General features: G+C 68.2%; 9 protein-coding genes and 2 pseudogenes. 7 read left to right on the top strand and 4 right to left on the bottom strand.

From position 1 onward, the window contains the following. Positions 1-81: 81 nt before the first annotated feature. The gene (locus tag J7024_RS29770) at positions 82-1,395 is read right to left on the bottom strand and encodes an MFS transporter (protein ID WP_124825300.1); all 1,314 of its coding nucleotides are present in this window, start codon (positions 1,393-1,395) and stop codon (positions 82-84) included. Positions 1,396-1,657: 262 nt separating this feature from the next. Here J7024_RS29770 and J7024_RS29765 point away from each other — a divergent pair, with 262 nt between their 5' ends. After that, positions 1,658-2,389 carry a GntR family transcriptional regulator gene (locus J7024_RS29765; protein ID WP_124825301.1) on the top strand — a complete coding sequence of 244 codons (732 nt, stop codon included), beginning with the start codon at positions 1,658-1,660 and terminating at the stop codon, positions 2,387-2,389. Positions 2,390-2,542: 153 nt separating this feature from the next. Beyond that, a pseudogene (locus J7024_RS29760) lies at positions 2,543-2,668 on the top strand (mannonate dehydratase); the annotation flags it as partial. Positions 2,669-2,872: 204 nt separating this feature from the next. Here J7024_RS29760 and J7024_RS29755 read toward each other — a convergent pair. Beyond that, positions 2,873-4,075, bottom strand: coding sequence for an RNA-guided endonuclease InsQ/TnpB family protein (locus J7024_RS29755; RefSeq protein WP_124825302.1), 1,203 nt, complete (start codon positions 4,073-4,075; stop codon positions 2,873-2,875). A 145-nt stretch (positions 4,076-4,220) separates the two neighbouring features. Between J7024_RS29755 and J7024_RS29750 the strand changes: the two are divergent. The 5 genes and pseudogenes from J7024_RS29750 to J7024_RS29730 form a co-directional block, all read left to right on the top strand. After that, positions 4,221-4,379: pseudogene (locus J7024_RS29750) on the top strand (MFS transporter); the annotation flags it as partial. A gap of 170 nt (positions 4,380-4,549) precedes the next feature. Beyond that, positions 4,550-5,983 carry an aminotransferase-like domain-containing protein gene (locus J7024_RS29745; RefSeq protein WP_124825303.1) on the top strand — a complete coding sequence of 478 codons (1,434 nt, stop codon included), beginning with the start codon at positions 4,550-4,552 and terminating at the stop codon, positions 5,981-5,983. Positions 5,984-6,084: 101 nt separating this feature from the next. Continuing rightward, positions 6,085-6,474 (top strand): hypothetical protein, encoded by a 390-nt coding sequence (locus J7024_RS29740; protein ID WP_175750455.1) that lies wholly within the window; start codon positions 6,085-6,087, stop codon positions 6,472-6,474. A gap of 185 nt (positions 6,475-6,659) precedes the next feature. After that, complete coding sequence (locus tag J7024_RS29735) at positions 6,660-8,444, top strand: nitrite/sulfite reductase (protein WP_175769925.1); 1,785 nt, start codon at positions 6,660-6,662, stop codon at positions 8,442-8,444. Beyond that, positions 8,441-8,878, top strand: a complete 438-nt coding sequence (locus J7024_RS29730) for a DUF934 domain-containing protein (RefSeq protein WP_175750454.1) — start codon at positions 8,441-8,443, stop codon at positions 8,876-8,878. The genes J7024_RS29735 and J7024_RS29730 overlap by 4 nt, the downstream gene beginning before the upstream one ends. A gap of 75 nt (positions 8,879-8,953) precedes the next feature. Here J7024_RS29730 and J7024_RS29725 read toward each other — a convergent pair whose 3' ends face one another. Both J7024_RS29725 and mprF read right to left on the bottom strand, forming a co-directional pair. Next, a complete protein-coding gene (locus J7024_RS29725; protein WP_175769924.1) occupies positions 8,954-10,234 on the bottom strand; it encodes a virulence factor family protein in 1,281 nt (426 codons plus the stop codon). Beyond that, on the bottom strand, positions 10,231-12,825 hold the full coding sequence (mprF, locus tag J7024_RS29720; RefSeq protein ID WP_124825308.1) for a bifunctional lysylphosphatidylglycerol flippase/synthetase MprF: 2,595 nt from the start codon (positions 12,823-12,825) through the stop codon (positions 10,231-10,233). The genes J7024_RS29725 and mprF overlap by 4 nt, the downstream gene beginning before the upstream one ends. Between the last annotated feature and the right edge of the window lie 87 nt (positions 12,826-12,912).

The raw sequence follows: 12,912 nt of genomic DNA, 5'->3' as shown, positions 1-12,912 counted from the left end.
GCGCGCGGCGCGGCGGGCGCCGGCCGGGTTTCGATGGAAAGGGACGACATGGTGGTTTCCGGTTGGATCAGGCGACGGGCATCAGTCGAGGCCGCGATCGCGATAGTCGATGAGGCTCGCGCAAACTGCCAGGCCGAACGCGGCCACGACGAAGAACATCAGCGCGAGGAAATAGGTGCCGGTGAATTGCACGATGAGGCCGATCAGGATCGGCACGATGACGCCGACGATGTTGCCGCCGAAGTTCATCGCACCGGCCAGCAGGCCCGCGCGGGACTGGCCGCCGAGCGTCGCGGGCACGCCCCAGAACATCCCGCACCAGCGGATGAAGAACAACGCGATCGACAGCAGCACGACGACGCTGACGAGCCCCGTCGCGAAGCTCACGGCGAGAATCGCCGCGGCGGACGCGAAGCCCGCGACCGAGAACATCGAGCGCATCACGCGGTTCGGTGCGCCGCCGGCCGCGCGCCACTTGTCGGCAACCCAGCCGCCGAACAACTCGCCGACGAAGCCGCACATGAAGATGATGAAAGTCGCGCCGCCCATCTGCTTCAGGTCGAAGCCGTGCGCCTTGTGCAGGTAGCTCGGCATCCACGTCATCAACCCGTAGAACACGCTGTTGTAGCAGGCCCAGCTCGCGAACATGAACAGCACGGAACGGTCGCGCAGCAGTTCGCGGAACGGCACGCGCGCCTTCGGCTCGCCGGTGCCCGCCGCGGCCGCATGCGCGCTCACGTGCTCCAGTTCGGCCGCATTCACGCCAGCATGTTCGGACGGATGATTGCGGATGTACCACCACGCGCCGATGCCGACCACGATCGTGCCCACGCCCGCGACGACGAACGCCAGCCGCCACGAACCGAGGCCCGCGATCAGCGCGGTGATGATGATCGCGCCGCAGGCCGAGCCGAGCGGCGCGCCGCCGTCGAGCAGCGCCGCGCCGCGGCCGCGCTCGGACGGCGTGAGCCACGTGCCCGCGAGCTTCGCGCCGGCCGGCATGATCGGCGACTCGGCGATGCCGAGCCCGAGCCGCGTCAGCAGCAGCGGCACCCAGCTGAAGCAGACGGCCGCGACGGCCTGGCACGCCCCCCACGCGATCGTGGCAAGGCCGACGATCGTGCGCGCCTTGAAGCGGTCGACCAGCAGCCCGCTCGGAATCTGCATCAGCGCGTAGGTCCAGAAGAACGCGCTCAGCAGCACGCCCTCCATCGCCGGCGACAGGCTGAATTCGGTCGAGATGATCGGCAGCGCGACCGACAGCGACGCGCGATCGATGTAATTGATCGACGACAGCAACAGCAGCAGCCAGAAAATCCGCCAGCGCACGGCAGTCGGCGCGGCGGCCGGGGCATGGACCGTCTGGCGGGGTCCGGCTGAGTCTTCGATATGCATGCCTGTCTCCAGTGGGGATGATCGTCGGCCCGCTTTTTCCTTCGCGATGGCCAACTAATATATTAGTTGGCCATTATAGAGATGCACTCGGGCGGCGTCACCGGGGTAAACCCGCTGACCGGTTCGAGCCGAGCGGCTGATTTGCGGCGCGACATCCCGGAAATGATTCGTGCACTAATATACTGATCGACCGGCCCGCGCCGGCCCGCACCGGAGTGCGACGCGACCGCGTGCCGGCTACCTGCCACCCTCTTGCCGATTTATGAAGTCAGAACCCACCGTCCAGGACACTTTCATCGCCCGCCTGATCCCCGCGGACTTCGCGCTGGACCGCTCGCAGGCGCTGTCCGCGCAGATTCACGCGCTGTTGCGCGACGCGATCGTGACGATGACGCTGCACCCGAACGACGTGATCTATGAGCGCGCGATCGCCGACGCGCTCGGCGTGTCGCGCACGCCCGTGCGCGAGGCGCTGCTGCAGCTTGCGCGCGAGGAGCTCGTATTGATTGCCGCGCAGTCGGGCACCTTCGTCGCGCCGGTGAAACGCGAACAGTTCGCCGAGAGCGCATTGATCCGCAAGGTGCTGGAAACCGCCGCCATCCGCCGCGCGGCCGAGGTCATCAGCGCGCGCGAGCTCGAGCAGCTGCACGACATCCAGGAAGCCCACCGGCGCGCAATCGCGCGCGGCAACGCGGTCGCCGCGATCGCCTGCGACAACGCGTTCCATGCGACCGTCAGCGCGGCCGCACGGCTGCCGCGTGTGCAGCAGCTCGTCGAGTTCGTGCGCGCACCGATCGATCGCGTGCGGCACGTGACCGTGCGCGACCCGGTCGTCGGCGAAGTCACGCTCGCGCAACACCAAAAGCTGCTCGACGCGCTCGAATGTCACGATGCCGACGCGGCCGAGCGCGCGCTGCACGAGCACCTCGACGACGCCTACGCGCGGCAGCAGCGTGCGTACGACGCCAATGTCGCGCTGTTCGAGGGGACCTGACACGCGCGCCGGGCACGCCGATGAAGCGCCCGCCTTCCGCGGCCCGACATCCGGACGACAAACGGCTTCCCGGGACGGCGAACCCCCGGGCTAGCGCCAGGCCTGGGTGAACTCGGCAATCACGCGCGACAGGTGCGCGCGCATCGCCGGAACTTCGGGCTGCCCGGCATCGTGAAGAACCGCGACGATCTCGCGCGGATCCTGTGCATCGTCGACACGCCCGCGAACGGGCTGACGCTGTGCTCGGGCTCGCAGAACGACGTCGAGGCGCCCGTGCAAACGCAAGCGGCGCGATAAACCGCCCCTCCCGAGGCAGCCGGCCCAGCGGATCGCCGGTCGCCCGTCACGACATTCCGCGTGGAGACTTCCATGCCACGCATCCGATGGACCATGATCCTGATGTGCTTCCTGGCCAACGTCTTGACATCCTCCGCCGCCTGAAGGCGATGGATTCCTACCGCGTCTGAAGCGAGGATGCTTATTTCAGATCGGATCGGCGGGTTCCTGCTTCACGGAGCGGCCCGACTGCACCGACTCTCCACAGGCTGCAACGCGGTGTCCCCGCGCCAGTATGTTGATCGCACCGACCACATCGGCATGGTCCTCATGCCCGCACCCGACACAGCGAAATACGGCCTGCGTCTGCCGGTTCTCGATACTCACATATTCGCAGGCCGGGCACGTCCGACTCGTATTCGCCGCAGGCACTGCGACGAGCCAACCGCCATGCCACGCCAGCTTGTAGTCCAGTTGACGACGAAATTCGAACCAACCCTGATCGAGGATGGCTTTGTTGAGACCGGACTTGGCCTGAACGTTTCTGCCCGGGGCATCGGAATTGCCGGCCGCCGATCTCGACATATTGCGCACCTGCAAGTCCTCGATGCACACCATCGCGTGGTTTTGGCTGATCGTGGTCGTAGCTTTGTGCAGGTAGTCGCGGCGAGCGTTGCCGATGCGGGCATGGATACGCTGGATGCGCGCCTTTGCCTTCTTCCAGTTGCGGCTGAACTTGACCTTTCGGCTCATTGCCCGCTGCGCACGACGCAGCCTGGCCTTGTGCCGCTTGAAGCTGTTGAGCGGCGCGAGAAAGCTTCCGTCGCTCAGCGTGGCAAACCGTGCGATGCCCAGGTCGATGCCGATCGCGCTGGTGGCCTGTGGCACCGGTTGCGCGACTTCACGCGAGGTCTGAATCGACACGAACCATTTGCCTGCGTGTCGCGACACGGTTGCATTACGTACTTCGCCCAACACATCCCGGCTGTTGCGATAACGGAGCCAGCCAAGCTTGGGCAGAAAGATGCGGTTGCCGACCTGATCGAGCTTGATCTGCTTCGAGTCCGGGTAGCGGAAGCTGTCGCCATGCCCCTTCTTCTTAAAGCGCGGGAAAGCCGCACGCTTGGCGAAGAAGTTCTTGTACGCTCGCTCCAGATCCTTGAGCGCGTGTTGGAGCGGATGCACCGGGGCATCTTTGAGCCAAGGCGTTTCCGTGCCGTTACGCCATGCCGTCAGGTGCTTTGCCATCGTGACATACCCGATGAACTTGTCGTCCGTCTCGTAGTTCTCCTTCTGCAACGCCAGCGCCTTGTTGAAAACGAAACGGCATGCCCCGGCGAAGCCGCACATATTGCACTGCTGCTCGCCGTTTGGCGTCAGTTCGAACTTGAACGCCCGGAGTCGTTGCATCGGGCCATTGTATGTTCGGCCTACAAGCGAGAGTCAAGCCATTCGACGCGGTCGGTGTTTACCGTCGCAACCGGCGCCGCGCGGACTCGCGCAGTTCGTCGGCGTGCGGTTGATGCTGGGCGGCGGCGAAGCGGCCGAGATCCCGTCGATCACGAAGGGCTCGTTCGTCGTGCCGCTCGCGGTTGCCGGCGCACTGTGCGTGGTCGGCGCGCTGTCGTACCTGTTCGTCGTCGGCAAGGTCGAACCGCTGCCGCCGCTCCGTCACGGCGCGAACGGACGCAACGCGGAGCCGAACGCGGCCTGATGCCGCGCAGGCGTCGAAAGCGCGGGAAGTACCTGACGTGCCGCGCAAGCACGCGTGATCGCGGCCGTCGCGCTTTCCTTTTCGGGCCGCTCGTCGGACAATGACCCGCGCCCGCCGGCGCGGCGCCGCACCGGCCCGCGCGCGGCGGCGACGTGTTCCCGCCCGCGCCGATGAAACGCTACGAAACCCTAGCCCATACGATCGCCGACGAAATCCGCAACGGCAACCTCGCGGTCGGCACGCGCCTGCCGTCGTTGCGGCAGATCATCGCGCAGCATGGCGTGAGCCAGTCGACCGTGTTCCGCGCGTACTACCTGCTCGAGCAGTGGGGGCTGATCCGCGCACGGGAACGCTCCGGCTACTACGTCGCGCCGGGCGCCGTCCCCGACGCGACCCCACCCGCGAAACGCCGCGCGACCCGCGCCGGCGCCACGCGCAAGGTCGACATCAGCGATCTCGTGTTCTCGGTGCTCGATGCCGCCACGCAGCCCGGCATCGTGCCGCTCGGTTCCGCGTTCCCGTCGCCACAGCTGTTTCCGCTGCCGCGCCTCGCGAAATCGCTCGCACAGGCGACGCGGCTCGTGAGCCCGTGGAGCACCGTCGTCGACCTGCCGCCCGGCAACGAGGCGTTGCGCCAGCAGATCGCGCGACGCTATCTCGCGACCGGCGTCGCGCAGCCCGTCGACGAGATCGTCGTCACGAACGGCGCACTCGAAGCGCTGAACCTGTGCCTGATGGCCGTCACGCGGCCGGGCGACGTCGTGGCCGTCGAATCGCCCGGCTTCTACGCGGCGCTGCAGGCGATCGAACGGCTCGACCTGCGCGCGGTCGAGATTCCCGTCGATCCGCGCACGGGCCTCGATCTCGACGCGCTCGCAAACGCCCTCGAGCGACACGACATCCGCGCGTGCTGGTTCATGACCAATTTCCAGAATCCGACCGGCGTCACGCTCTCCGTCGACAAGAAGCGCACGCTGGTGGACATGCTGGCCGCGCGCGGCGTGCCGCTGATCGAGGACGACGTGTACGGCGAACTCCATTACGGCCCCGACTACCCGTTGCCCGCGCGCGCGTTCGACCGCCACGGGCTCGTGATGCACTGCAGTTCGTTCTCGAAGACGCTCGCGCCCGGCTACCGGATCGGCTGGGCTGCCGCCGGCCGTTTCGCGGAAAAGGTGCAGCGGCTCAAGCTCATGACGACGCTGTCGGCGAGCATTCCCGCGCAGGCCGGCATCGCGAACTACCTGGAGCACGGCGGCTACGACCGCCACCTGCGCAAGCTGCGCGGCGCGCTGCAAACGCAGCTCGCACGCATGGACGACGCGCTGCGGCGCTGGCTGCCGGCGGGCGTCGAATGGGTGCGGCCGGACGGCGGGTATTTCCTGTGGCTGTCTTTTCCCGACGCGATCGACGCGATGGCGCTGCACCGCGAGGCGATCGCGCGCGGCATCAGCTTCGCACCGGGGCCGCTCTTCTCCGCCGCGCACGGGTTCGAGCGCTGCGTGCGCGTGAACTTCGGCCATCCGTGGAGCCGCGACCTCGAACGCGCGATCCGCGTGCTCGGTGAGCTGGTCGCCGAACCGACGGTGCGCAAGCCGGGCTGATCGCGCATCGTGCGCAAGCTGCGCGCCGCCGGCATCACGTCCCTGCAGCGAAGCCGCGCGCGGGTTACATTGCGGATCCCGCCGCTCCTTCACGATTTCCCATGAGCCAACTGCCCTACCTCGATCGCGACGCGTTGCTGAAACTGGCGGCCGAAGCGGCACACGTCACGCAGCCGTGCACGTGCACGAAAACATCGCTCGCCGGCTGGACCACCCTGCCGCTGTCGCTGCCGGACTCGCAACTGACCGAAGTGGCCACGCTCGCGCCGCCCGGCGAGGCCGAGCCGGTCTACGACGAATATCATCCCGCCGGCACGCGCTATGCGTCGGACGACGCGCCGATCGCGCTGCGTCATTTCCCGTACAACCGCTGCAACGTCAGCCGCTGCGTATCGTGCGGCCGGCTGTACCTGCGTTACCAGGAAGGCGGCGGCTACTTCATCGACCAACGCATCCGCGCGCTCGATCCGGCACTCGTCGTCGACGCCTGAACCCGCCGCGGGCATGCTCGCCCGTTTGCGCCGGCCAATCTGCTGCGCCCTTTTCGTCCCGATCTGCTGCTTGTCCCGCCGCCCGGCGTTCCCTACGCTGTCTCCGGTTGCCCGACAACCGTCGCAACCTTCCCTGTCGAGTGGCGCACGCCCCGTGCGCCGCCGCTCATCTCGCGTATCACGTCATGTACCGATATACCGATTTCGACCGGGCGCTCGTGCACAGCCGCGCCGCCCAGTTCCGCGACCAGCTCGAACGCTGGCAGCACGGCACGCTGAGCGAGGACGCGTTCCGGCCGTTGCGGCTGCAGAACGGCTGGTACGTGCAGCGCCATGCGCCGATGCTGCGCGTCGCCGTGCCGTACGGCGAACTGTCGAGCGCACAGCTGCGCGTGCTCGCGCGGATCGCACGCGACTACGACGTGCCCGACGACGCCACCTATCGCGCCGCCTGCGACGCGCAGGCGCTGCTCGGCACGCTGCGCCTGCCGACCCGCAACGCCCACTTCACGACCCGTACCAACGTGCAATTCAACTGGATTCCGCTCGCGAAGGCCGCTGACGTGATGGACCTGCTCGCGACCGTCGACATGCACGGGATCCAGACGAGCGGCAACTGCATCCGCAATATCTCGTGCGACGAACGCGCGGGCGTCGCGCCGGACGAGATCGCCGATCCGCGGCCGTACGCCGAGGTGATGCGCCAGTGGACGACGCTGCATCCGGAATTCGCGTTCCTGCCGCGCAAGTTCAAGATCGCGATCACGGGCGCAACCGAAGACCGCGCGGCCACCGACTGGCACGACGTCGGGCTGAAGCTCGTGCGCAACGACGCGGGCGAACTCGGTTTCCGCGTGAGCGTCGGCGGCGGCATGGGACGCACGCCGATGATCGCGACGCTGCTGCGCACGTTCCTGCCGTGGCAGCACGTGATGAACTACATCGAGGCGATCGTGCGCGTGTATAACCGCTACGGACGGCGCGACAACAAGTACAAGGCGCGCATCAAGATCCTCGTGAAGACCGAGGGGCAGCGCTATATCGACGACGTCGAGGAAGAGTTCCGCCAGATCGTCGAGCTCGACGGCGGCCCGCACACGATCCCGCAGGCCGAGTTCGAGCGGATCGCGGCGTCTTTCGTGCCGCCGCGCCTCAAGCCGCGCACGCTCGACCTGAAGGACGCCGACACGCGCATGGCCGCGCACGCCACTCGCCATCCGGCGTTCGCGCGCTGGCTCGCGCGCAATGTGGCCGCGCACCGCGACCCGGCGCTGCGCATCGTCACGCTGTCGTTCAAGCGCCGCGTGCAAGCGCCCGGCGACGCGTCGCCGGAGCAGCTCGACGCGCTCGCCGACCTCGCCGAGCGCTTCTCGGCCGGCGAGGCGCGCGTCACGCATGCGCAGAACGCAGTGCTGCCGTGGGTGCACGTCGACGACCTGTTCCTGCTGTGGGAGCACGCGCGCGCCGTCGGTCTGGCCAGTGCGAACGTCGGACTGCTGACCGACATGATCGCGTGCCCCGGCGGCGACTTCTGCGCGCTCGCGAACGCCCGCTCGATCCCGATCGCCGATGCGATCGCCGAACGGTTCCAGGATCTCGACACGCTGCATGACGTCGGCGACATCGACCTGCACATCAGCGGCTGCATCAACTCGTGCGGCCACCATCACAGCGGGCACATCGGCATTCTCGGCGTCGACAAGGACGGCGCCGAGTGGTACCAGGTGACGCTCGGCGGCTCGGACGGCTCGAGCGCGAGCGGCCCTGCGCGGCCGGGCAAGGTGATCGGCCCGTCGTTTTCGGCGGAAGAAATCGTCGATGTCGTGGATGCGCTCGTCAACGCGTATCTCGATGCCCGGCTCGACGCCGACGGTCACGCCGAGCCATTCATCGACACGGTGCGCCGCATCGGCGCGGAACCCTTCAAGGCGGCCGCGAACGACGCGCGTCACCAGACGGAGCACGCATGAAACCGACCGACGACCACGACGCGAACGCCCGCATCCGGCTGCTAACGCCTGCCGAGCACGCCGGCGACACGGACATGCCCGACACCGCGACGCCGAACGTCCTGACGATCGGCAACGACGAGGAACTGCCGCCGCTCGCCGCACGAATCGCGCAGGCCGCGCGCATCGACCTGCATTTCCCGTCCTTCACCGACGGCCGCGCTTACAGTCAGGCGTACCTGCTGCGCAAGCGCTTCGGCTTCACCGGCGACCTGCGCGCGACGGGCGACGTGCTGATCGACCAGCTGCTGCTGATGGAGCGCACCGGGTTTTCGAGCGCGGTGCTCGGCGGCGACACCGACATCGCGGCCGCGCGCCGGCAACTCGACCGGTTTCCGGGCTTCTATCAGCGCGACGCGAGAGGAACGGTGCCGCGGCAGGACGCCACGACATAGGACAACGGGCGGCCCGCAGGCCGCCCGTTCGATGAACCTCATGCACCGCGCCCGCCGCGAAGCGGGCGCCGGCGTTCAGCGCGCAGCCACCGGCTTGCCGAACGCGCCAAGAATCTTCTTCTCGAGCGCGATGTAGTCGTGGCCGAAGTGGTGGTCGCCCCCCGTCTTGATCACGTCGACGCCGGTGTTCACGAGCGCCGGGCACATCGTGTCCTTCTCTTCCGCGCCGTAGAAACACTGCACGAGCTGCGGCGGCACTTTCGCCATTTCCGGCGCGACCTTCAGCGCCTTGTCGCTCGCGGGCATCCCGAGCCAGCCCGTCACGCGGATCTGGAAATCGGCCGCCGGTGCGAAGCCGAGCAGCGACATCACCGAGACTTTGTCGCGCAGGTCGGCCGGCAACCGGTTGTATGCGAACGGCATCACGTCGGCGCCGAACGAGTAGCCGACCAGCGCCACCCGGTCCGCATGCCAGCGCGCCATGTAGGTGCGCATCACGCGCGCCAGGTCGCGGCTCACCTGTGCGGGCGGCCGCTCGCTCCAGAAGTAGCGCAGGCTGTCGATGCCGACCACTGACACGCCGTCGCGCTGCAGCGCCTCGGCGATCGTCTTGTCGAGATCGCGCCAGCCGCCGTCGCCCGAGATCACGATCGCGAGCCGGTCGCTGCCGCCCTTGGCCGGCAGCTCGACGAGCGGCAGGTCCGACACGTCGAGTTCGTCGCTCGCGCTGGTGTCGTGCAGGTGCGCGGTAACGAGCGACACGAGCTTCGTGGTGTCGCCTGCCGCGGCCGTTTCGACGAAGCCCGGCATCGCGCGGCGCACGATCGTCGAATCGGGCGGGCACGGCTTGAAGCGCGCATCGAGCTTCACGGACGGGTCAACCGACACGACGCCGGCAATCGTGTTTTCCGGCGCCATCGACAGGATCTGCTTCGCGATCGCGCCGCCCTGGCCCACGCCCGCCACGATCGGCGTGTAGTAACGCGACGACTGCGCGAGACGTTCGAGCTGGTGGCTGACCGCTTCGGCGTCGCCGTCAAGGTGATGACAGGTTTCCTGCTTCGCGGCGAGGTTCGCCGCATAGCGCTCCGAATCCACGCCGACCGTCATCGCACCCACTTTCGCGAGCGCGTCGGCGGCCTGCTGATCGGCCGCATTCCAGCCGGCTTCACGCGAGAACAACACGACGAAGCCGCGCAGCGGCCCGTTCGGCTTCGTCACGGTCACGGGCCCGTAGCGGCCGCCGGACACGGTTTGCGCCTTCATTGCGGCCGGCTGCGCTGCGCACGCGGCGCCGGCCAGCATCATCCCCGCGCAGACGAGTGCCGCCTGCGCGATAATCTTCTTCAACATCATGAACGCCGACCTCCAGCCAGCAGGGACAGATCCGCGAGCGTGACGAACACGCCGACCGAGCCCGAGGCCGCGAGATAGCGCGGCTCCCAGTGCGGCTCGAACTTGCTCTTGAATGCACGCAAGCCACGGAAGTTGTAGAAGCGGCCGCCGAAGCGCCAGACCATCAGGCCGAGCCGGTGCCACGGCGACGGCATCTTCGCCGCCCCCATCCCCGAGAACGGCGCGATGCCCAGGCTCAGCTTGCGGAAACCCGCTTCCTTCAGATGCAGCGCGAGCTGCGTGAACAGATACTCCATCGCGTACGGCGACGCTTCCGGCAGATGGCGCATCACACCGACGGTGGCCTCGGTGTTCAGGTCGGTCGTCATGAACGTGACGAACGCAATCGGCTTGTCGGCCTGGCGCACGAGCATCACCGACTGCGTCGCGAGATAGCCGTCGTGGAACGCGGCCACCGAGAAGCTCTTCTCGCGCGCGTCGCGGCTGTCGAGCCAGCCGTCGGAGATGTCGCGCAGCGCCGGCAGCGCAGCCGGCACGTCGGACGGCGCGATCACCTCGACGGTCAGCGCGTCCTTGTCGCCGCGACGCAGCGCATAGCGCAGGTGCGAACGATTCGAGCCCTTCAGGTCGAACCGGTCGAGCGCGATGTGCGCTTCCTCGCCGAGCTTCATCAGCGTGAGCCCCGCGTCGAGATACAGCGGCAGCGCGTTCGCGCGCACCTGGTAGAACGCGGCGCGACCGCTGTGCGCATGCGCGAGCGCGATGAACTTGCCGATCAGGGCCGGCCATTCGTCACGCGGGCCGACCGGGTCGTGCAGTGCGGCCCACGTGCGGCCGTATTTCGCATACATCAGGAACGCGCGGCGCGACTCGGAAAACAGGAACGACTTGTCACCCATCAGCGCGAGGCCCGCATCGCTGCATTCCTGCGCGCGGATGATCTGCTCGGCGTCGAGCAGGTCCTGCGCGACGGGCTTCACGAACCGGCCCGGCGCGGGGCGCAGCAGTTGCCACAGCGCGAACATCGCGACGAACACGCCGGCGGCGAGCGTCGCACGCAGTGCGCGCGGCGCGCGGGCGTCGAACGAGAAATGCGACCAGAGATCGCGCGTGTACGGCACGTCGCGGAACGCGAAACACAGCACCCACACCGCGAGGACCAGCACCATCGTCACCGACACGAACCAGCTCACCGTGAAGCGCTCGGCGAGCAGCGACGAATGACGGTTGAAACGGCGGCGGCTGACGAGCAGCAGCACCAGCAGCGTGCCGAGCACGCCGGCTTCGACGAACGCGAGGCCCTTCGCCAGCGACAGCGCGAGGCTCGCGAGCGTCAGCGCGAAGGTCATCCACCATGCGCCGTCCAGGCGGCGCAGCAGCCCGCGCGCGACGAACAGCAGTGCGACGCCCAGCACGCTGCAGATCACCTGAGAGCCTTCGAGCACCCACAGCGGCACGATGTTGCGCAGGATCGCGATCCGGTGCCAGAACGCGGGCGTCGCGCTCGAGATCACGAGCATCCCGCCGACCGCGAACGTCACGAGGCTCAGGAACAGCGGCGCCAGTTGCGACACGCGCGCGGCCTGCCGCGACACGAGCCGGCGCCGCAGCGCACGCCCTTCGAAAGCGGCCAGCAAGCCGGCCGACAGCACGAGCGGCACGCCGAAGTAGATCGCGCGGTACGCGATCAGCGCGGCGACCATCGCATGCGCGGGCACTTCGCGGCCCAGCGTGAAGACCATCGCGGCTTCGAACACGCCGATCCCGCCCGGCGTATGGCCGATCATCCCGAGCAGCAGCGCGGCCGCATAGACGGTAATGAAGGTCGGAAAGCCGACCGGCGCCGCGGGCAGCAATACCCACAGCGTCAGGCCCGCGGCCACGACGTCCATCACCGCGTAGACCACCTGCGCGACGAGGTCGCGCCGCGCGGGCACGTCGAACGCCAGCCATTTGAAGCGCGTGACGACCGGGCGCGCGGTGTTGCCGCACATCGCGACCATCACGGCCAGCAAGACCAGCAGCGCGGCGCCGCTCCACGTGAGCACGCCGGGCGCGACGTGCAGCATCGCGGCGAGCGTCTGCGGCACGCAGACCATGCCGACTGCCGTCATCAGCACCAGCGCGAGCGCGAGCGTGCCGCTGGTAAACACGGTCATCCGGCCGATCTGTGCGGGCGTGACGCCCGACACGCCGTACACGCGGGCGCGAACCGCGCCGCCCGTGAGCGCGCCGAAGCCGGTCGCGTTACCGAGCGCGGAGCCGGCGATCGCGCCGATCCACAGCGCGGCGCGCGGCACTTTCGCGGCGACGTAACGCAGGCCGACCGCATCGCGGGCGACGAGCGCGAGATAGCTGAGCGCCGTCGCGGCGAGCGACGCGCCCCATTCGCCGATCGCCATGTGGCGCAGCTGGCGGATCACCGAGCGGTAATCGACGGATTCGGACAGGTGCTGGAAAACCACGATCAGCAACAGGCCGATGCCGAGCGCAAGCAGCGGCGACAGCACGCGCTCGTTGCGGATCAGCGCCGAGACACGGGCGATCGCCGCCGCGGCACGGCCGGGCGGACCAGGGTGGCGGGAAGACATAGATTGTTCAGTGGTGGTGCATAGCGAGTCGCGGCGCGGCGGGCCGGGCGGCGACGAATCTGGTTTTCTGCGTGGGCGGTCGGCCTG

It is taken from the genome of Burkholderia sp. WTPI3 (assembly GCF_021483755.1).
In the GTDB taxonomy this organism is placed as follows: domain Bacteria; phylum Pseudomonadota; class Gammaproteobacteria; order Burkholderiales; family Burkholderiaceae; genus Burkholderia.
Note: the sequence above shows the minus strand (reverse complement) of the source record. Positions and strands in the feature narration are given on the sequence as shown.